Raw genomic sequence first — 22,604 nt, forward strand, 5'->3', positions numbered from 1 at the left:
ATTTAAGTATTGTATTATTAAATTTTTCCTCTCTATCGCAATGGCGGACGATGAACTTCTATCGCTTCTATTGGAACAATACCATCGCCTGCCGGTACTATTTCAAGCGTATGCAAAGTATTTGTCAACCCCTGTACGATTGTCGTCTTATAAACCTTTTTCGCATCATCAATCAATGGGGTAGAATAAATTTCCTTATAAAGAGGCTCCACCGTCCAAGTCGACTCAAATCCAGGTTTGGCAACCGTCTTAAATGTATTTTTAATTTTCACAAACATAAAATCATCTGGAGCGATAACTACACGACCTGATTTTGAAACAAACGCCCTATCACTGGTCCCCGAACCGTCAAAACCTGTTTTAGAGCCATATACACTGAATGTCCAAACTGTAGAATCGGCATTGACTGCATCCACTCTCAACGTCCATTTTTCCGGGATTAACACAGTTTTATGTTCGATACGGCGTACCAAAGGAAACCAAGTTCCGGGACCAGCACTGGGACGGGTAATCGTATACAAAGATGTATTCCGAGAAACAGGTTTGCCATCTATCAAAATACGAGCCGTCCCCATTTTACGCCCTTCCGGTACAATACCGGCAACCAAATCGATACGGCTTCCGTCAAATGTTAAACACAGAGAGCCCTTCTCATTTTCGCCACATGCCACACCTCCTATCATTTTCCAAGGCTCACCATGAAATTTCAAAGGGTTCTCGCTATCCATGTCATAAGCATTCTTTACATAATAGCTACGGACAACTTCATACCAATTACTCGGGTACAGGGTGTTTAAACGAATATGACGCCCTATCAACTGGACCATCAACCAGTTGCCGTCCCGGTTAGGATGTGTATTATCACGCAGCAAGTCTTTCACACTCAGATTATTATCTACCAGATAGCGACTCCAGTTACGAGTAAGGTCCACCAATTCGCAATTATATTTATTAGCTATATAGCGTAAATAATCATAGGAAAATTTGTTGTATTTTATCACATCCTTGCTTCCATTTATATGATGGTTCAACAGGATAATATCAGCAGTCGTATAACGACGGACGTTACTGAAAAAAGTTTCCAGTTCACCATGATTTTCTCCACCATACACATGAAAGATTATCAAGTCCGGACAAGCACGATAGATATCGTGTACAGCAGGGCGAATCAACTGTTCACCACCAAATCCACCTATAGAACGATTCTCGATTCGGATATCGGCATAAGGGAATTTACCTTCAAGATATTCACGCACATTATCGGTAAAACTTTTACTACCGGTTATTGATTGTCCATAAATCAGGACAAATACAGGTAACTTCCGATTCGGGTTACTGGTTTCCAACAAAGTTGCTGAACGCATTAAACGGGCTCCAAACAGCTGCTCGTTTTCTTCCGGTCCCGGAACAGGCATACTCATCTTCGAAGGATTATTTTGTTCATATTTCCTTAACTGGGTAAGTTCGACTTGTTCCTGCGACAATTTATTTTGTGCATCCGATTGTACCGTATATAATAACAAGCAACACAATGTGCCATAAAAAATCTTTTTCATATAACAGAATCTTCATTTAGGATATGTTAATAATTTCATTTGATCTTCAATCCACGGGTTATATTCTATATATCCGTTTTCCTGGTTTTCCGGATCACGTCTGAATTTTTCGCCCGGTATAGGAGACCAATTGATAAACCGAGTCCGATCCGTATCGACAATCACGCTCTTCTTACTTTCTCCATTGCCATTAGTAGCCGTGACAGCAAATTCATACACAGCTGTATCCACCAATTTAATCCGCGTGCTTCGCTCATCTCCTTTATATATCTGTTCGAACTTATCCGCTCCCCGTTTGCGACCATATAAAATATATTGATCCGCCCCCAGGATTTGCCCCCAGCTCAACGTCGCAATATCTCCTTCAAGTTCAACCCTCAGCCCTTCCGGAGCATGTGCGTTTTCCGGGGATAAATAAACCGGATAATCATTTGATGGCAGACTGAAACCTCCTTCAGTACCGGCAACGATACGGACATGTATTTTTTTATCCGTACCTTGATTTTCCACCCGGCAAACTGTTTCTAAAATTCGTTTTTTATACAGTTGCCAGTTTTTTCCAAAATCCTCACTTGTCCAGACCTGATAAAAGGCTGCTCCCGGAACTGCCTTCCAAGACAGCTCACACCAATCACGCCCACTAATACATTTTTCTATAACCGGTTGCCCTGGGATCACCCCTTTATCTGTCAACTGCCAATCATAAATGCCTACATCCAGACGCAATAAAAAGGTTTTATCCCCTTCTTTCTGTAACACGGAAGAAATGCCATTCAAATAAAATTCATACGCGGGATCTATTTTCTTATCCAATGAAATGCGTATCAGTGCAGGACTTGAAATCTGCATTTTCCCGAAATACCGATCACCTATCGCTTCTAAACTCAATCCGTTATTTTTATTTTCTGAATCAAACTGTACTGTCATCCCGGGAACAGAAAGAATCTTTCCATCAAATAAGGCAGCCTGATAATGTCGTTTCGAATGACGGCGAATAAAACCGGACGTTCCTTCAAAGCAGATTCCATCTTTATGATATACAACCGATCGGTCATTCCGAAACACCCAATCAACTTTACCTGATGGATGATATACCTCACAAACATCCGATATATACTTTACCTTCAATTTCTTTTTATGGGTCACCAAAGTTAAGAAATCACCATTCCCGTCAAAATACATACCTTTTGTTTCGGGAGATTTTGCATCTTTATGATAAGGACTGGAAGTCAACTGGATATCTGCGTTTACCCCTTGAACCCCTGGTTTTAACTGATGAATTTCAGGAAAATCATCATTTACTCCGACAAACCAGGAAAAACGTCCGTCAACATTCGAATTGGCAACATCATCGAAAATAACTATATAGTCATTTTCAGCCATTAAAACACTCCTCGACTTATAGAGAGACCGAATATCTTTGTCTCCCTTAACCGCAGCAAACTGGGCAAACCCAAAATCGAACAAAGGTTCAGACAGATCATTGCGCCCCACACTCCGATATTCGCCAATTCCTCGATAAACACCTTCCTTTTTCACACCGAAATTCGTACAGCGTTCCGTATCTCCGAAAGGACCGTCCCCGACGTCTTCCGTCCCGTTATGGCTATATCTTTTACCATCTGCATAATAATAGATAATACCATTTCCACCTTTCCCGGCACGTCCCCAACGATAATTCGGACCGTCATCTATCTGTTGCAAATTCACATACATCTCATCAGATGCGCCATAATTGCGGCGAAGAATATAACCATATCCCGTATACTTTGCAGATTGTAAATGGGGATTAGTTCCCTTTTCATAAGGCCGTTTATCTCTGGATGCTATCGCCCAGGTATCCGCAGATTTGCGAGACTCGAAACTTCCGTCATTAGGATGCGTTTCCCAAAAGATATGCTCCGCTAACAGCGGATCGTAATATTTTAACTCCTGTCCCAATGTGTTCAATAAATCAGGAATATCAGGCTTTCTGGAATGTGCTCCTTGCGGAGGTATGGCGCGCCTGCCATCCAACTGATCTAATGGAGCGGTCAACGTGTTTAACAACCAATCGCAATAAAGCGAAATATTCGGTTGCAATATCCGGTTTTTTCCATCATAATAATGATGTAACAGAAAAGATATTTTCAAAGTTGGCCTCAGAAAAGCCCATGTATAGCAAGACAAATTTTCAGTAGAACGTCCTCCCTTTGCATCCCAAAACTTTACCTCCGGACGAATGTGATAATTCAGATTCAAGGCTATTGATTTTTCAAAATGGTCTGCAAACATCCGGGCTTCCGGATGGTCAGGAAACAGGAAAGTGGCAGCTCCCGCTATAGATTTCAAATCCCCCAAGAAATTAGGATGCCCACTAAGCATCGTCCGGACTGGCATAAGTGCTTCGTCCATAAAAACATAATTCATAAAAAGATAATAGGCCCTTACTTTTTTATAATCAGAAATAGAAAGCTGATTTTCCGATATTTCGAACAAGGGGGTCAAATGATCCAGATATTCTCTTGCTCCTACCGGAGTAGGGCCAGAATATCTTTCGTTTGCAGTTGCCATGGCCTGTACATTCCTCCTAAATTTTCGGATGAGTTCTTCAGGATTCGCTTTCATCTCCTGTTTTGCTGATTTATAAAATGGTTGATGAACAGAGCGGTTTGATTCATAATCAAGAATCCAGTCCTTCGTCTTATCCAAAGAAATCCACCCGTACCAACGACGCAAATAATCGATATAGACAAGTGATTTATTAGTTTCGTCCACTATATCTTTATCTTTTTGATGAGGATACAGAGCAATAGAAACGGAACGCTCTCCATTTACCAAAGGGAACTTCCAATAAAAGTGGTCCTTTTTATAATAATATTCTACCGATAGATATTCTTTACTACCCCATAACGGATAAGAAGGATCTTTCCATTTTTCAAAATCATGGATATAGATACCAACAGACTGACCAGTCTTTTCATTCCAAAATGCAGCCGTATGCAATCGCCACCAGGTCATCCAGTTATGATAAGAAGAAAGGCGAAAAGGCAACTTCCCATCTTCTCCATTCCGCTGATCGAAATTAGCCAAAGGATGTCTATCGGCCGACATTACTGTTTTCAAACCCTCCATCGGCTCCCACTGAAAGTTAGAATAGCCCTTTCCTGACTTATCGATCTGAACGGCACGAGTCGGACAATACCGTACCTCCGGCTGAAACCGATTCCAGTTCAAGATAACCGAAAGCCGGTCCGATTGGCTAAAGCCACTCATGTTCTCGTCCATTTCCACATAATCCATACCAGAAATCATACGTAAAGTCAAATCATATCTTTTCGTATCTTCAAAACATAAATGAATACAATATTCCGAGAATATCTCACATTCCACCTTTTTTTCTACTTCAAATCCAGTAAGTTCATTTTCGTGAGTAAGCGAAAGTTCTCCTAACCAATCCTCGTCCGTACCAAATCTCACAAAAACCGGATGATTCTCATCCAACACTTTACTGATTTGTATACGAACCAATCCATTTGAAAGCAGTTCGGAAGATAACGAAGAAACCACCTTCACCCGATCAGAATACGATAAACGAAAAGTTTGCTTTTCATCTACCTTCGGGAGAAGCCGGAATACTTTTGTCGAACCAGATGGTAAATCCGATAAGAAACACAATGTTGCATACCGGATTACTCCTTTTTCCGCTTGTATATCGATCAATTGAAAAGGGACAGGTCGCCCGGTGTCTCCGATCAGCGACAGGCTTCCCGGATCACTTATCTGTGCCCCCGATAAATCAATTCGATAATGAAGTAAAGTGACAGGCCATTTCATTTCGGGAATATCAAGATATTCTTTTAACTCAATTCGGATACCATCCTCACCCCATTTATATACTTTTTGAGAAGCCATAGCAAAGGGCAGGCTGAACAGCCAAAAAATTAGTAAAAGAATGCCTTTATAAATATCCTGTACCTTCAATTTCATAATTTTCCTTTTCATAATGTATATGGTTTGCTAATCTCTATTTATAAGAACTCCTACCATTCCACGATAACCTGCATTTTCTTTAATTTCCATATTCTGGCTATTATTATTGTCCAGTATATTATCGCGTGTCGTAGCATTTCCCGCGCATTGTTCCTTGATCCGGTCAACCGTATTCAAATCCGTAAACACATTGTCCTGCACCCGAATATATCCACTATTATTGTCTAGGAAAATACCATTTACAGGAAAATTATCAGCCCACTCGCTTCTCCCGAAATCATGCATCCAATTTTCTTTAATACGAGTGCCGGGTTGCAAAGACAAAGTATAAATTGCTCCGCCGTCATCATGTAGTTGCATAACATGGTGAATATTATTTCTCTTGATAACATTATCCCTCATTACCGAAATCCTATCTCCAAAATGGTTTCCTATTTGCATTCCGGTATACCGTCCATTTCTAATTTCATTATACTGAATGGTCGTCTTAGCAACAAAACTGGCAATTAGCCCCATTCCATTCGTATAGTGCATACCGATATTTTCAATCAAATTATCTTCAATCAGATTTTTCTCACACAAATAGGATTCAGGTTGTAAACCTTTCCGGTATGTGTCAATTACAATTCCATTCGCACTTATTTGATCAAAATGAGACGATTTCACTTTACTTTCCTTTACTCCTCGAATAAAAAGAATGCCATTATCTCCTGCCCCTATAAAATGGCAATGACTAATCTGAATATTACGGGCAAATTCTACTTCCAAAATGCCTCTTTCCATATCGCCTGTATATCCCCTGCCCTGTACACCCTGTGTACCAATAATACCGTCACGTGTCGGGACTGTCCAGTTCGTAAATCCTAATTTAAGATTCCGGATATGGACATTTTCTATCGGTTTTCCTTCATTACCTTCTATTTTTATGATCCGTTCCAATACCGGATACGTCACCGAAAGATCCTTTATCCTTGTTCCTTCTTCCGGAATATAGTACAATGTGAAAGTTTTTTTATCTAAATACCATTCTCTTTCCTGATCCAGAAACTCCCGGGAATTTTCAAAATAATAGGGTTTACCCGACGCTAACATTTTGGCATATGTCAGCTGAAAAAGATGTTTGCATGCCGGCATCACCGGTTTAATTTCTGTTATATTATCTTTCATAGACATCGAATCGATACGAAAGCGACTCTGATACCAATGATGATTGATTATCATCTCAAGACCATCAGCTTTCTTCCATTGTTCGATCCTGTTCTCTGTAATGAGCACGGTCTGCTTTTTTTCATCAAAAGCAGCTACTCTATTATATGGGGAATAGTCATTTTCATTCGTTCTATTAGGAGTACGTGCCCGTATTGCCATTTTTTCATTTATATATAGCTGGCGGAAATCTACATTTTCAGCAAGGACTGCTTGCACAACCTTTTTACCTGTCTGTTTCCACCCGGAAACACGACGTCCACCTGATAAAATTGCAACTTTAGAGGTACTACCGAGCAATGTCAAAGTATCAACATTCCGGTTCTTTTCTCTTCCGGTAATGAGCAAAGGTTCTTTTAATTCATAAAGTCCTCCTTCAAAAAAAACGACAACATTGTGTCGAGGCCCTGTGACAGAAGCTAATTTATGGTTTATATCTTCTATTTTACCCGGTGCTTCCCGCGTAAATAATTCACCCGCCCCTATAGGAGAAACAAATAATGTATCTTGTGCAAGTACTGTAGAAAGATGCATACAACACCGAACAAACTTATAATTTTTTTCATTATACTACTAACAATTAAAATATTATACATAAACTACAATCTGGATGTTTTATCAGGAACAGAATCAAGTTCCAGCACCAAAGTACCTCCATTCACAAAATCCTGATGAGAAAACCAATACTTATCATGTACTTTTTCGTTCAAACGAGCAGATTGGATATACATATTCTGGGGAGTATTATTATTCGTGATCAAAGTAAATTCTTCTCCATCATAATAATCCGGATTAAGTTTGATTCTGATTTTAGAAAAAATAGGTGTAAAAATCTCATACACGGGATACCGGGACGCACCACCGTCAACTTCGAATAAACCGATTGCCATCAAGACTCCCAATGCACCCATTTGTCCCTGATCTTCATCATCTTCATATCCTCCGTAAGGAGTGATGTCACCATAGGCGTCTTTCACTTTACGTACCCATTTTTGAGTCAGCCACGGATAACCAGCATGATTAAACAAATGTGCCATTCCTGTCCCGGGCTGATTAGTGTAAGCAGTCCATGTTGTATAATACCGGTCATGCTTAAAACCATTTTTCTCTCCTTCTACAAATTGTCGGTTCAATCGTTCCACATAGACATCTTTTCCTCCAAATAACTCTATCAATCCTTGCATGTCATGGGGAACAAAATGTGTATAAACAGCCCCATTAGCTTCTGTAAATCCAAACTCAGAGCCAATGGGTTTAAACTCTTTACACCAACTTCCATCTATCTCTCGTGGTTGCATATATTTATTTTCCGGATTCCAGACATTTCTATAATTCCGGAATCTTCCCATAAACAACTCATAGTCAGACCATTTCCCCAAATTAGCTGCAAGCTGTGCCAAACACCAATCCTGATAAGCGTATTCCAGTGTCATCGCACAGCCATCTTTGTGCCCACCTTTGCCTTTAATGTGTTCCGGAATCCATCCTTGCCGAACATAATAATCCATACCACCCCCAAAAGCAGGATTTTCATGCTCATACCCAGCATGATCACGAATGCCTCCGACAAAAGCGTTTTTCCGGAGTCCTTCATAGGCTTTTACCACATTATAATTGCGGATTCCTTTATTATAAGCTGTTGCAAAAAAAGAGACCGCAGGATCTCCGATCATCACATAAGTATAATTTCCCCCAGAAGGCCCACGTGGTATCAATCCCCCATTTTCATACATACTCACCATCGTATTGCAAAAACCGTCCATCACCTCTGGATAAACCATCGACCAAAGAATATTAAGAGACCAATGACTCCCCCATAATGCGTCAAAATTATAATGAGGCCAAGGATTTCCCTTTTTGTCCAAAGGGGCTTGACAGGTTACAGGAGTATCACCAGTCATATCTAAATATTTTCCATCTACGTCACTCACAATCCGACGTCCTAACAAAGCATGCCACAAATCCGTATAAAATTTTATCTTTTGCTTTTCAGAACCTCCTTCCACACGAATCTTATCCAATTCCCGGTTCCACTCGTCAAACGACTCTTTTTTCACACGATCAAAATCCCAATTACATAATTCAGCATCCATATTTTTTCGTGCCTGTTCTGGACTATTATAGGAAATAGCCACTTTTAATATGATTTTCTCCCTTTCACACGTTTCAAACTGGGCAAAAGCTCCTATATTTTTTCCGGAAATTTCTGTCAATTCATCTAATACTGTATTATCTCTCCATCCTCCAAAAGCACTCATTCTTTTATTAAAACGAGCGACAAAATAAATCGGAGTTGCTTTGGGTCTTCTACCAGTAGGAGCCATCAGCGACATACCTTCTATTTCACAATCATTTATTTTTCTAACAAAAGAAGAATCCATATCCGCATGAGCAAGAAATGCACCTGTATCAAATAAAATATAAGCTTGATCACTTTCAGGAAAAGTATACCTATGCATACCTACTCGACATGTTGAAGTTAATTCCGCCCACACATCATAATCTTCTAAATATAATTTATGATATCCAGGAGCTGCAATTTCCTCTCTATGGCTAAAAGAAGATTTATAAGCCTCCATACCCAAATGTCCTTTGAAATCTCCAACAGTCGGCATCACAGGTATACCCGACAGTTGCCAAGCATGCACATGACTGAAACAACGGATATATGTACTATCATACATATATCCAGATTTCCATGATCCATCTACATTTGTATCAGGACTTAAATTTACCATTCCAAAGGGCCTACTTGCAGACGAAAAGAAAAACCAACGGCTTTTATGGGTATCAACAAAAGGATTTACATATTCAACAGGAGATTTCTCTGTTTGTACATATCCTTGACATGAAATCAAGAAAAAAGGAAAAAACAAAAGACAAAGTTTCATCATCATATACATGAGATTTTTAATTATTAAACACAACAATCCCATAGCACTCGATTGTAGAAAATAAGTTAGTGGCATTTATACCACTAACTTATTAGAAATAAAAACACAAACAAGTACTTATTATTGGTCGCTCTTTTTTCAATTATCATAAATGAACTAAACCGTAGCTTTACTGTTCTTAGTTGAAGTCACACGAACCCAACGAGCAGAAAAACTTACAGAAAATTCATAATAATAATATTCTTCTGGTCCAACATTCAAAATTTTAAAAGTCCTTACATTTCCATTCTAGTCAATAATGTGAAGTCCGATTATCAATTGATTCGTAAGTCCATGCAAAAAACGATTGACATAGGGAAACAAGACCCTTGTTCCTACTTCTGTTCTTGGAATCTGCTTTGCCACCATCACCAAACGAGGATAAACACCACTTACATTTGCTTTGTCTTGAGCGTATAACTCCAACATATTCACAAATAAACGAGCAGAAACAATCAACAATATACAGGTTCTCATTTCTCTGAAATTACTGATATTTGTCATTTAAATTCACCTCGTCATCCGGTATTGACCAATACCAAGATGAATAAGGAGGAGCAACCGATGAATTCAATTTACTGTCACCTGCAGGAATTGTCATTTGAGTTCCCATCATAAAATCAACAGTCCACCCTTCTCCTGTCATCTCTCGCAGATATTCATGGTAAATCGCATCATGATTAACATTAGAAGTAGTATAAATATTCGGATTTTGAGGATTAGCCCGATTCCAAACAATATTCAGATCATCCGCAGCCCCCTGTAAATCATTACTGTTCCATCTTAACCAAGCACGTAGTAAATAAATATCAGCTAATCTGATAAACGGAAATTTAGAGAATTTTCCATAAGGCTTTGCACCACGAAAAAATTTATCAATATATACATGAGGTGTCTTAACCATCGAATGACCAGCCAAAGATTCAGTCGTTATATACTCAAGATCTCCTTTTTTAATACCTTCTTTATAAGGTAACATTAAATGATATACCTGTTGATATCGTAAATCAGCTTCAGCTTCTGGGGTAACCGTATAATCTCCATTCATAGGATCTTTCATCCATCCCATCTCTTTCAATGAAGTATAAGCGATGCCAAAACCATTCCACGAACTGATAACAGTACCTTCATTATTCCCCGGAAGACTTTCTAATTCATCTCCGTTCGAATCTCGAAAACGTAATCCCATAACCATTCCACAATACATGTAATTATTATGGTTTTCAAACTTTCCATCCAAAAAGCCACTATTAAATTCCCAAATAGACTCCTTCGGGACATCTTGTGCTTTTTCTTTATTAAATGGATCTTTTGGAGCTTCTAATTTATAAGTTCCTGTTGACTCCGCATAATTAATAACTGCATCAAATTCAGCTTTTGCCTCGGCATACTTTCCCATAAGAAAATAGACCTTTCCTAATAAAGATGTAGCAACCCACTTATTAGCACGCCCACATTCATATCCAGAAACATTATTCCACGAAGTTAATGTAAATTGATCTGGCAGATTTTCTTTAGCATATTTTAAATCACAAATAATCAAATCATAAACTTCTTCAACCGTACCCAGCTCTTCATTATAAACATCTTCTTTTGAATAAGCAGCACTCTCTTTCAGAGGAATAACCTTCTGATTATTTTCACCACTATGATTATAAGGAGCCGCAAAAATACGAATTAGACTAAAGTAAGCAAACGCACGACAAAAATGATATTCAGCAACTTGTCTTGTGTAATTATGAATAAAATCATCACTTCTCATATCCAAATTAAATGGATTACCATTACCATCTCGATCAACATCAAGAGCTAAATTACATTTGGTTATTACATTGTAATGGGTTCTCCAAATTGTAGTCATTCTCCCTAATTTTTCATCAAAGCTTCTGTAAAAATATTTTTCTCCATCCAAACCAGGAGTATTACCGTCCATCAAAGAAGCTGTTCCAGATGTTAAAAAATCAATATACTGAGGAAATCCCCTTCCGGCATCTGTCCATTGTAAACTCACATAAGCAGAAGAAAGTCCCTGTTCATATGTTGCAGTTGTTGTCCATTGTGTTTCCTGAGGTCTTTTTAACTCAAAAAAATCATCACATGAACAAAAGCTTAATAATCCAACACAAGCTAATATAGTCAAATATTTACTTTTCATATTTCAATTAAATTATAGGTTCAACGAAAGTCCAAAGTTCACAGTACGCGGAATAGGCAAATCCTGCTGGGTTTCCGGATCCAATCCATCATAACCTGTTATTGTAAACAAGTTTGTCACACCGACATAAAACCTTACATTGCTCAATCTTATGGCATTCAATACAGATTTAGGCAAAGTATACCCCAATTGTAAATTCCTCAAACGAATATAATCTCCCCTTTGGAGGAAACGAGTTGTTTGGCCAACACTACCATAAGCAACTGTTTTTTCACTATAATTGCCATCATTATCATAATGGTAATTATTTCCAGATACCAATTGTGGATATTTGGCATTATCACCTGCTTTTTCCCATGTATTACCCACCATATCTTTAACAGTATTACATTCACTGCTCATTTGTGTACCAGTAGTATATAAGCTATTTAGCAACCAATGTCCTCCAGCAAAACTAAGCATAACATTTAAATCAAAATTTCTATAATAAAATGTATTACTCAAGCCTCCATAGAATTTAGGAAGAGGAGTCTTTCCATGTTGAATCATTTTATTATTAGAAACGTTATTGTTTGTCATAGGAATAATCTTTCCTGTAGAAGTCGTTTCATAGGTATTATCCCAAACTTCTTTATTTCTCTGTTCTATCATATAGATACCTCTCTCTGAATCTACCCCTACATTATTTGCCAAATAATAAGTATTAATGGCTTCTCCTTCTTTACGAATACTAGTCGATTCTTCTTTTCCCTTTCCTTGTTCTGCAACATTCAATGTAAGAATTTTATTTTTGTTCGTACTAATATTAAAATCAGTCTTCCAAGTAAAATTTTTATTTTCAATATTTACAGATGAAACATTAAATTCAACTCCCCAATTTTTCAAATCTCCTACATTTTCATATATTTGATTTTTATCAAAACCAATAGAAGGTTGGACATTCCCTAACAAAATCAAGTCTGAAACTTTTTGTGTATAATATGCAAAAGAACCATTGATTCTATTATTTAATACCCCAAAGTCAAAACCTAAATCAAGATTTGCAGTTGTTTCCCATTTTAGGTCTTTACTACCCATTGGTCCAACAGTAGTAGCACCATGCAAATAGTCTACACCAAACACTTTATTAGTATCCAGTCCCCAAGATAAATAAGTCATTGAATTAGAAACGGCTGTATTTCCTGTTATACCATAGCTACCTCTCAATTTTAGCATATTCAACCATTCTAAATCTTTCATAAAATCTTCTTCCGTCATAATCCAACCTGCTCCAAAAGCATAGAAGTTAGCCCAACGATTCTCTTTACTAAATGCGGAATGACCATCTCTACGAACACTTGCATTCAATAAGTATCGGTCCATTAATTTATAATTTGCGCGAGCGAAAAGCCCCATAAGATAGGCATCTCCTCCACGGCGTCCTCCCATTGAATTCATCGTTAGCGGATTAATTAGTTCCGGATATACTGTTTGCAAATCCTGTCCTTCTGCATAACGAGTATATGACCAATTACGTGAGGCCTCAGCTCCAATCGTTACATCCCAAAAATGTATTTCATTAAGCGTCCTATTATAATTAGCATATACATCATAGTTTATGTTAGATTTTGTGACCGACTGTTCAAAAGCCCTTGAAACAAACGGTGCGGTAGGAGCTAATAATGATGACTGCCAAAAGGTACTATTATTTACAATTAAATCAACACCAGCTTCCCCTTTTATCATTAATCCCTTCAGAGGTGTATTCCATTGTAAATAAGCATTTCCCAATGTTCTATATTGATCAACATCATTACGTGTTAATTTTCGATCAGAAAAAGCAGCCATATTATAGCCACTATTTACAGCCCAATATCCAGTTTGTGAATTTTCATCATAAACTTTATACCAAGGTAAAGTATAGCGCCAGTTGGCCCATCCTCCATTACCTTTTCCTTGAGAAGATTTCACTCCGTTAGTTTTCAAATAAATAAAATTGGCATTAACTCCCATCTCCACCGAATTAAGAGGTTTGAAATTAAAACTAAATCGACCTGTAAAACGCTTAAAATCATTATTTTTAATCAAACCTTTTTCATCACGATAATTAGCAGAAAACATCACTCCTCCAGTTTCAAATCCTTTATTTGCAGTCAGGCTAAACTGATGAAAATAAGCATCTTGAGTTAATGCCTTCAAATGATCAGTATTGGTTGCAATTGCTTCTTCACGTGTCATATCAGGGCGTTCTCCCCAAAATTGAGTTGCCATAATCTGAGTTGGATCGGTTGCTACATTGCCAGCATTAGCTTGCGCTTTATCCATCATTTGCCACCAGATTGGAGAATCTACAAAAATATCATTCTGAGAGAACGGAATTTTAGATACACCACCATCATAACTCAATTTAACACCAGTCAGTTTTCCTTTATTAGACTTCGTTGTCACCAATATCACACCTCCGGCAGCTCTACTACCATAAATAGCAGTTGCTGCAGCATCTTTTAAAACCTCTATTGATTCTATATCATTTGGATTAATCATCGAAATCGGAGAAATTCCTTTCACTCCATTTTGGGTGTGTTCACTTGATCCCGTATGGATAGGCATACCATCTATAATCCACAGCGGATCTGTACTTAAATTAATCGAATTCAAACCACGAATCTTTATTTGTGGAGCTGAACCAGGATGACCACTATTATTAGTTACCATCATACCACTGGACATTCCTTGTAAACTTTCAGCTAAATTTGTAGATGGTATTTTTACTATATCGTCACTGCTTATCTTTGAAATTGAACCGACAACATCACGCCTTTTCGTTGTACCATACCCAACAACAACAACTTCTTCCAACATTTCGGTATCTTCTGTTAAAAGTATATTTAGGAAAGTTTGTTTTCCGACAGGCAGTTCTGTAGATTTATATCCTATATAAGAAATTTGTAAAGTTGCATTTTTCGGAACTTCCAGACTAAATTTACCATCCATATCTGTCATGTTTCCAATTGTTGTACCTTTAACTACAACATTTGCCCCAATAATAGCTTCTCCTTGCTTGTCTTTTACAACACCTGTAATTTTCCTTTTCTCCTGCTGTTGAATTGCATGCTCATTTTTCTTATCGAACAAATAGATTTTTCCATTTTTTACTTCATAACCCATATTTGTTTCTGCAAAGAGAAGGTCTAATACATGGTTTACTTCTGCATCTTCCACATGGATACTCACCCGATGGTCCAAATTCACGACCTGCTTACTATAAGCAACACTAAGCCCCGTCTGTTTCGTTATTACCGACAGAACCTTTTCTACTTTCACATTATTAAATGTAACCGAAACCTTTTGAGCTGTAGCTTTTGCTGTAAAGCTCATAAAAGAAATAAGCATGAAAAGAAATGAAAGTTTCATGGCATTTGGGATTTTCTCAATTAATATTAAAAGGCCTCGCCTTTTTAGGCATTGATATTTTTTTTGCATATATTTGAAACTGTTTTTAAGTATTAGAAATTAATTTGAATTTCAGTACGGTTCGATAACCGGAGATGTGGGGCATTTCCGGTTATTTTTTTAAATCATATTTACCATAAGCATTCTATTTAAGTTCAACAATGATATCATTCTTCAAAAAAGGAAGAATATATCGTTTCCAATCTCCACTACATATAGTAGACACATATGGAGGAAAAAAGGATGAGTCTTATCACAACTTTTTTATTTTTTCATCGAGACACGTATTTTTCCATCCTGATCCGTAAAACGAACCGGAGATATTTTTTCCAACTCTTCCAATATCTGATGAATCTGCTTTTTTGAAGATGTCAATGTATAACTATAGTGGCAAGTAGACGGATCGTCAATGACAAATTCTACATCATACCAACGTGATAATATTTCAATCACTTCTTTTAAGGAAGTATTCTCAAAAACAATCTGATTTTTTCTCCAGACTGAATTATTGGTTAAATTTTCAGGTCTATTTATTTTACAAATATTGGTCTTTCGATTATAAATAGCTTGATCTCCCGGGCTCAAATGAGCAATCTGCTGGGAAAAAGAAGAGATCGATACACGGCCGGTTTCCAACATCACATATATTTCCGAATCTTCCGGATAAGCCTTCACATCAAATGTTGTCCCTAATACCTTGACATCTAAATCATCCAAGCTCACAATAAACGAACGTTTCCTGTTTGGAGAAACTTCAAAAAAGGCTTCGCCTTCCAAATAAACTTTTCTTTCCGATAACCCAAACTTTCGAGGATACTTAATCCGACTTTCTGAATTTATATAAGCTTTTGTTCCATCTTGGAAGACAATCAATGTACGTTCTCCTTTAGGTACATACACCTCTTCCAGATCAGAATTGCCCAACAGATCAATATTCCTATCAAGATACCAGAATTGCCCGACAAGTAATATAAAAGGGATCAAAATAGCGGCCACACGGAACAATGTGCGTCTACGGCGCTGCCAACGTATCATTGACATAATCCGATCATATATGTCTTCAGACGGTATTTGCACATCTATATAATGTTCTTCCGTCCCGGGTAAAATATATTTTTCATCTTCCGTGATCAGATTCTCCAAATAGGTACGTCCTTCCGATGTGGCAAACCAACAAATAACTTCTTTTGCTTCTTCTTTAGAAGCTGCGTTTCTAAGAACTTTATCTATAGTATGTTTATCAGGCATTTTCATCTTCTATCAGATTGTTTTTATTAATAGACACATAAAATTGAAATTAGTATGATTTCAAGATAACCAAAATGAGCAAAGTATAAACAACAATTTATTAAAATGCTCACGTAACATTTTAACAGCTTGCGTATAATGAGTCTTAACAGTCGGAACTGATATTCCCATTTATTGGCAATTTCCAAATTCGACAAATTACCTCTTAGCTTATACAAGCATACCTGTTTTTTTTGTTCCGGCAAATCATTTATTGCCCGATAGAGTTGTTCTTCTATCTCTTTCTTCTCTATATTATCCAACAAATCATCTTCATATTCCACTTTCTCCTGAGCTAATTCATAATTTTTCTCCATAGCTGTATAGTTATTACGAATCTCATTCAATAAATGATTTTTCAGCATAGTATATAAATAATTCCTTAAATTAATGCTTATAATCAATACAGAACGAGACTCCCACAATCTATAAAAAATCTGTTGCACGGAATCTTTTGCTGAACAATCATTCTTTAGATATTTATAAGCCACAACATACAACAATTTATGATAGCGCTGATAAATAATCGTAAATGCCTGTTCATCACCCTTACCCAACAAGGATAATAAATCTTCATCTGAAAAATAGTTATAATCTCCTTCTCCTTTCATAATAAATAAAAATACTATTTCCCGCAAATATCTTTAAACGGGCAATACGTACATGCCTTTCCGTTAGGTGTCTGCACGAACGGTGTTTCTGTTCCGAATATCTCGTCCAGGCACTTCCGGAGGCCATTCTCGAAGTCCGTATAGTAATTGGCGAAATCGACAACCTGCTCCGTCTTACTCCGGTCGATACGTTGGTAGACGCCGGCATCGAAGGATGGAGAAAAGAGCGTCCGCATATAATATATGCCTGGCTGTATCACCTTTCCGGCAGGAGCCATGCCATACATCCAGGCATACATAAACACCTGCATGACGGCTTTGGAGCGGTCCGTTTCTTCTTTATCGAAAAGGGCGTCGACAGATGTAAACTGAGGTGTGCCGCTCCCACTTTTATAATCGATGATACGGACGGCATCACGCACCTCGTCTATACGGTCGATAAAGCCTTTGAGTTGTATCTCGCTCTTATCCGTAAGCGTGAACAGTCTGTTAATCCTCTTTTCCGATTCGATATACCGGAAAGGCGTCAGTTTGCCGTCACGCTCGAGCACCTTCTCCACATACTTGCGGATCATCTCACCGATCAGGAAATTCTGTCCGGTAAGCGGACGGACAACATCTGTCTTGAAGAACACTTCGGCAAAGGCGCGGGCAACGGCTCCCGTCAGAGCAGGCGTATCTTTCCGGATCGCCTTCAGCAAATCGGCTGTTACCATCTTTCCGCAGAAAGGCTTGTACAATTCCTCCATCACTTTATGCAGGATACTCCCGAAGACATTGCTTTCGATCGTCTCGCTCACCTCCTCTTCTTCCTGGATGCCTTCGACAACCGAGAAATAGAATTTCAACGGACAATCCAGATACGTATTGATCGCACTGGCCGAAATCGCACGCGGCCCGTCTTTACGAAAGACAGCCAGACGGTTCATGACTTCATTCGTCTTGGCGACCTGCAGGGCCGGGGTCTTGGAGGAAGAGACATTATAGACAACTAACTTATTTTGTATCGGTTCCTCGTAATGATAATGCAACTGGTGGACAAAGCGGCTCACCTCTCCTGTCTGTAATCCGTTGCTACGTGTGTCATAGAGCAGGCTGACATGGCTGGCACGGTAGATCAGGCGATAGAAATGGTAGGCCCAGACACTGTCCTGATGCTCATAGGTCGGCAGACCGAAACCGCGGCGCAGGTTGTAAGGAATAAACGAATTGGCCGCTTTCTTCAACGGGAAGATTCCTTCATTCATGGAAAGGATGATCAGGCGGTCGAAGTCGAGCGCACGCGTTTCCAACACACCCATAATCTGCAATCCGGAAAGAGGTTCACCATGGAAAGGAATCGTAATCGTATCCGTCACCCGTTTCAGCAGACGGAAATAGGTGTCGATCTTCATCTCTACGTTGGCCTCCTGCATGACTTCCTTCATTCGGTTGACTGTCGTAAAGTAATGGAAGATAAACTCTTGCTCCACGTCTTTAATTGACAAGCGGCTCTCTTCATCGTCGCTTTCTTCACTACCAATCGCTTTGTTCAACTCCTGCAAAACATTGATCAGGTAATCGGAGAATGTTTCTACAGCCGTTACCGGAGTAAAAAGGATGGATAGCAAAGCGGTCTTGTTCAGATCCGCATACGAAATGTATATCTTATTATTCTCCGAAATATCTTTCACGAGTCCGGAAATCACATCCGGGGAAGTCGTCATTATGTAACGGTGGTTCAGGATCGGCAAAACATCCCGGAAATAGAACACCGGTTGTCTGTCCACATAACGCACATTCTTTTGCAAAGCCAGAATATATTCCATCAGGGAAGCCACCGGCGTACCTGCCAACGGATACCCCATCGTCACATTGATCCGTTTGATCTGTTCAGGAATTGCATTCAGGACCGGGATCAAAAGGTGTTCGTCCGGAAGGATTACAGCAGTCTTCAAGGCCTCTTCGGCACTCATCTCATCCTCCTTGCAAAGATCGCTCAGGATGCTATACACCTGTTTGGCCTGCCCGATACCGGAGGGGATACCAATCACTTCGATTTGAGGTGAACCGTGTTCGTCTGTGTCTTCATTACCGACTGCCAACGGATATTGCGAGGGGAACTGCTTCAAGTTTCGTTCCACAAAATAGGAAGCCTTATTATCCGGATCAGTCACCTTCGGAGAGGCATAATCCCAATAGAAATCTGCGATACCCTGTTTTTGCAGTAGGGCGAGGAAACGTTCTTCAGCCACAGACAGGGCGTTCAGACCGACAAATACAATCTTCGTATAAGGCAGGTCACAACATTCCTCCTTCTCCATCCGCTCGACCACTTCCCGGAAAATCATCCCCTCATAACCTTTATTTTCAGCAGACAATGCTTCCCGCAGGTCTGCATACAGAGCATACAGGATTTGCCAGACAGCCAGGAACTCTTCCTGATTCGGGGTATCTCCCTTCGGATAGAAGGACGACCAGAACGTCCGGATAGCAGCAATCTGTTCCGGACTCAAAAAACTGAAATCATTCTCAATCTCGCGCAGGTCCGTCACGTTCGTGAACAGCATACGGGCATCCGCCATATATTTGTCGATGTCATCGAAGTCGTTCAACAACATTTCGCCCCAATAGAGGAATTCGTCGAACGTTTCGGACGAACCGCTGTGCTCCAGATAAATGCCATATAATTTGAACAGCATACTGATCCGGTCGGCAGTCTGCTTACCGCTAAGTTGCACGAAAAGGTCGTTAATCGTCAGGATAGTCGGTGAGAAAAGCGGCTTCCCGGCTACCTCCGACAGGTATTTCTGGAAGAAAAGTCCTGTACGGCGGTTCGGAAAAACAAAGGCCAACCGGCTGATCTCCGCCCCGTATTGAGAGTAAAACAGGGAGGCGACCTGATATAAGAATGGTTTCATTAAGCTGAGTATTAAGCTAATATATTTTCTATCGTTTGCAATTCTTCTTCTGAGAAAGTGATATTCCCCAATGCTTTCAGGTTGTCCATCAACTGGGCTACGGAGCTGGCACCGATCAGGACGCTTGTCACCCGCTCATCCTTCAGCAACCAGGCAAGTGCCATCTCGGCCAACGTCTGACCACGTTTTCCGGCAAGTTCGTTCAGTTGACGGATTTTGGCAACCACCTCGTCCGTCACCTGTTCCCGTTGCAAATGTCCCGTGGATTTAGCAGCTCTGGAGTTTTCAGGAATACCGTTCAGGTATTTGTCCGTCAACATTCCTTGTGCCAGCGGAGAGAAAGCGATCATCCCGACTCCCTCCTGTTTCAGCAGAGGCAGCAGGTCGGGTTCTGTCCAACGGTCCAACATGGAATAACGTGATTGGTGAATCAGGCAGGGCACCCGGTGTTCCTTCAATACGGCAAGCGCCTTTTCCGTTTGCTCGGCATTATAATTCGAGATACCTACGTAGAGCGCTTTTCCCTGGCGCACGATATCGACGAGTGCTCCCATCGTTTCCTCGACAGGCGTCTGCGGGTCCGGGCGGTGCGAATAGAAGATGTCCACATAATCCAACCCCATCCGTTTCAAGCTCTGGTCCAGGCTCGCCATCAAATACTTACGGCTTCCCCAGTTCCCGTACGGGCCGGGCCACATATCATATCCGGCTTTTGTGGAAATGACAAGCTCATCGCGGTAATGCCCCAAACCTTTCTTTAATATACGGCCGAAGTTCTCTTCCGCCGATCCATAAGCAGGGCCGTAGTTATTGGCAAGATCAAAGTGCGTGATTCCATTGTCGAAAGCAGCATGTGCAATCTGTATAAAATTGCTGAACACGTCCACACTGCCAAAGTTATGCCACAATCCCAAAGAAACGGCGGGCAACAGTAATCCGCTCTTTCCACAACGCCTGTAAACCATATCGGCATACCGGCTTTCTTTTGCTTTATACATTTCCATAATATGATATATTGTTACAATGAATCCTTTTAGGAGAGACAAATATAAGCAAAAAAAGACTATCCGTTTATTCTACCGCTATTCATGTAGGCAGAATTGTCTGTTTGTTATTTCCAAACACTCAAAAACTTCCAATTATCAGGAAATCCCATTTCTTTTAGCGAAAGCAGATTTCCCCCATCATCTATTAATGCTAATAACTTTTTTTGAAAATCATTATCGGGACTGATTATATCCAAAATGTATTTTACACAGCAAAGGTATGCAAATAATTTATTCTGTTTAACTGTAGAAATAGTTACCCGATCTATAAAAGGGGAAACGGTATTGTAAGGTAGCAATATCCGTACAGTAAAACGTCTATTCCATATACGACTATGGTGAGCACAACTATTTCTCAATATAGACAGTGCATGCAACCAATTCTCCATAATATCGATCTTCTTCAGACCAAACTGTTTTGCAACGTCTTTTTTATTATCGTCTTTCAGGAGTAATTCATATAAACGGCTTAATGTTCCAAACGATATAACCTCTAATGCCATCCATGCAGGAGGAGTTTTAGGAGTGAAATAAGTACTCTTGTAATGTTCTATAAGTCTTCATTGCTTCGATCTACCTCACGTAATATCTCTTCTTCTAAAATATTGTATTTATATTCTTTTATTGTCTCAATCAATCCGGTTTCTTCATTCCTTTTTCGAAGATAACAAATATCATCATTGAATAAGGCTTCGTCTTCATACCAATGGCTGTCATCCGTAGACTCGCTATAGATTTGAATAATCTTTGTTCGTATGGCAACTTCTATTTTCTCCAGTGCATTAAAAATCAAGCAACGCAAACGTCTGTCAAAACAATATAAGTCTATAATGTCTTTAAAACGAATCGATTTTCTGATAAATTTATGATCTGCATCTTTATCAACATTATTTTGAAAAGGAAACGTATATGCGCGAAGGCGATAATAACTGATATTCGAAAGATAGCCTTCTGCTAAACTTTCATCATCTATAATTAAGCCTCTCGATTTAAGTTTTGCAACTTGTTGTTTAATAGACAAAGGTTTTTTGGAATATTCTTTTCTTTCTATTTCTTTTTCCATTTTAAGTTCAGGTTTTTATAAAACTCGAAGACCTCCCCGGGTGCGCTGTTCTAACGGGAAGCGTGGGAGGTCATATTGTTTGCAAAGATAAGCCTTTTATTGGATGCGACAAATAATATTAGGTATAAATGCTCTTTTCAGGAAATTTGATTAAGGATTCATTCAAGCTCACCTGATAATCATTGGGGATAAATAAATTCATTATTTGGCAAAAGAGAGCCTGCGGCGGGGGGGCTTATTGTATAAAACGCATCTTTCAGGCCCGAAAGAGACCCGAAACCCAACAAATGTTAATCCACTTTTTCGACCTCAAAAAGGGACTTTTTCGCCTTTTTTGAGTGTTTCCAGCCATTACGACCGTCCTCTTTTGCCATTACGACGTGCTATGTGTAGTGCACTCGGCACCTCGCGAAGATTAGCACGGTCGTAATGGCGATTTGGAC

The 22,604-nt window shown here is 39.4% G+C and carries 11 protein-coding genes and 1 pseudogene; all 12 read right to left on the reverse strand.

Features of this window, described 5'->3' with window-relative positions; all coding sequences use genetic code 11:
* Positions 1-32: 32 nt before the first annotated feature.
* Entirely contained in the window at positions 33-1,556 is a 1,524-nt protein-coding gene (locus DW083_RS16155) for a hypothetical protein (RefSeq protein ID WP_122333069.1), read from the reverse strand.
* 12 nt (positions 1,557-1,568) lie between these two features.
* Positions 1,569-5,525 carry a fibronectin type III domain-containing protein gene (locus tag DW083_RS16160; protein WP_122333070.1) on the reverse strand — a complete coding sequence of 1,319 codons (3,957 nt, stop codon included), beginning with the start codon at positions 5,523-5,525 and terminating at the stop codon, positions 1,569-1,571.
* Between the two features lie 30 nt (positions 5,526-5,555).
* Positions 5,556-7,268, reverse strand: coding sequence for a right-handed parallel beta-helix repeat-containing protein (locus DW083_RS16165; RefSeq protein ID WP_122333071.1), 1,713 nt, complete (start codon positions 7,266-7,268; stop codon positions 5,556-5,558).
* A gap of 65 nt (positions 7,269-7,333) precedes the next feature.
* The gene (locus tag DW083_RS16170) at positions 7,334-9,631 is read right to left on the reverse strand and encodes a GH92 family glycosyl hydrolase (protein WP_122333072.1); all 2,298 of its coding nucleotides are present in this window, start codon (positions 9,629-9,631) and stop codon (positions 7,334-7,336) included.
* A 523-nt stretch (positions 9,632-10,154) separates the two neighbouring features.
* The gene (locus tag DW083_RS16180; RefSeq protein ID WP_122333073.1) at positions 10,155-11,822 is read right to left on the reverse strand and encodes a RagB/SusD family nutrient uptake outer membrane protein; all 1,668 of its coding nucleotides are present in this window, start codon (positions 11,820-11,822) and stop codon (positions 10,155-10,157) included.
* A 12-nt stretch (positions 11,823-11,834) separates the two neighbouring features.
* On the reverse strand, positions 11,835-15,284 hold the full coding sequence (locus DW083_RS16185) for a TonB-dependent receptor (protein WP_122333074.1): 3,450 nt from the start codon (positions 15,282-15,284) through the stop codon (positions 11,835-11,837).
* A gap of 234 nt (positions 15,285-15,518) precedes the next feature.
* Positions 15,519-16,508: a FecR family protein gene (locus tag DW083_RS16190; protein WP_122333075.1), complete on the reverse strand. Its 990-nt coding sequence runs from the start codon at positions 16,506-16,508 to the stop codon at positions 15,519-15,521.
* 54 nt (positions 16,509-16,562) lie between these two features.
* A pseudogene (locus DW083_RS16195) lies at positions 16,563-17,152 on the reverse strand (RNA polymerase sigma factor).
* 14 nt (positions 17,153-17,166) lie between these two features.
* A complete protein-coding gene (locus DW083_RS16200) occupies positions 17,167-20,052 on the reverse strand; it encodes a PD-(D/E)XK nuclease family protein (protein ID WP_122333076.1) in 2,886 nt (961 codons plus the stop codon).
* A gap of 11 nt (positions 20,053-20,063) precedes the next feature.
* Positions 20,064-21,056: an L-glyceraldehyde 3-phosphate reductase gene (gene mgrA / locus DW083_RS16205; RefSeq protein WP_122333077.1), complete on the reverse strand. Its 993-nt coding sequence runs from the start codon at positions 21,054-21,056 to the stop codon at positions 20,064-20,066.
* Positions 21,057-21,163: 107 nt separating this feature from the next.
* Positions 21,164-21,601, reverse strand: coding sequence for an Abi family protein (locus DW083_RS23410; RefSeq protein ID WP_255419834.1), 438 nt, complete (start codon positions 21,599-21,601; stop codon positions 21,164-21,166).
* A 47-nt stretch (positions 21,602-21,648) separates the two neighbouring features.
* The gene (locus DW083_RS23415) at positions 21,649-22,161 is read right to left on the reverse strand and encodes an Abi family protein (protein WP_255419835.1); all 513 of its coding nucleotides are present in this window, start codon (positions 22,159-22,161) and stop codon (positions 21,649-21,651) included.
* Positions 22,162-22,604 lie beyond the last annotated feature (443 nt).

Source organism: Parabacteroides sp. AF48-14 (genome assembly GCF_003477465.1).
GTDB classification, from domain to species: Bacteria; Bacteroidota; Bacteroidia; order Bacteroidales; family Tannerellaceae; genus Parabacteroides; species Parabacteroides acidifaciens.

What these genes read in the sequence shown, in the direction of transcription:
- DW083_RS16155 (WP_122333069.1), bottom strand. Translation starts at nt 1,556, where the DNA reads ATGAAAAAGATTTTTTATGGCACATTGTGTTGCTTGTTATTATATACG.
- DW083_RS16160 (WP_122333070.1), bottom strand. Translation starts at nt 5,525, where the DNA reads ATGAAATTGAAGGTACAGGATATTTATAAAGGCATTCTTTTACTAATT.
- DW083_RS16165 (WP_122333071.1), bottom strand. Translation starts at nt 7,268, where the DNA reads ATGCATCTTTCTACAGTACTTGCACAAGATACATTATTTGTTTCTCCT.
- DW083_RS16170 (WP_122333072.1), bottom strand. Translation starts at nt 9,631, where the DNA reads ATGATGATGAAACTTTGTCTTTTGTTTTTTCCTTTTTTCTTGATTTCA.
- DW083_RS16180 (WP_122333073.1), bottom strand. Translation starts at nt 11,822, where the DNA reads ATGAAAAGTAAATATTTGACTATATTAGCTTGTGTTGGATTATTAAGC.
- DW083_RS16185 (WP_122333074.1), bottom strand. Translation starts at nt 15,284, where the DNA reads ATGCAAAAAAAATATCAATGCCTAAAAAGGCGAGGCCTTTTAATATTA.
- DW083_RS16190 (WP_122333075.1), bottom strand. Translation starts at nt 16,508, where the DNA reads ATGAAAATGCCTGATAAACATACTATAGATAAAGTTCTTAGAAACGCA.
- DW083_RS16200 (WP_122333076.1), bottom strand. Translation starts at nt 20,052, where the DNA reads ATGAAACCATTCTTATATCAGGTCGCCTCCCTGTTTTACTCTCAATAC.
- mgrA (WP_122333077.1), bottom strand. Translation starts at nt 21,056, where the DNA reads ATGGAAATGTATAAAGCAAAAGAAAGCCGGTATGCCGATATGGTTTAC.
- DW083_RS23410 (WP_255419834.1), bottom strand. Translation starts at nt 21,601, where the DNA reads ATGGCATTAGAGGTTATATCGTTTGGAACATTAAGCCGTTTATATGAA.
- DW083_RS23415 (WP_255419835.1), bottom strand. Translation starts at nt 22,161, where the DNA reads ATGGAAAAAGAAATAGAAAGAAAAGAATATTCCAAAAAACCTTTGTCT.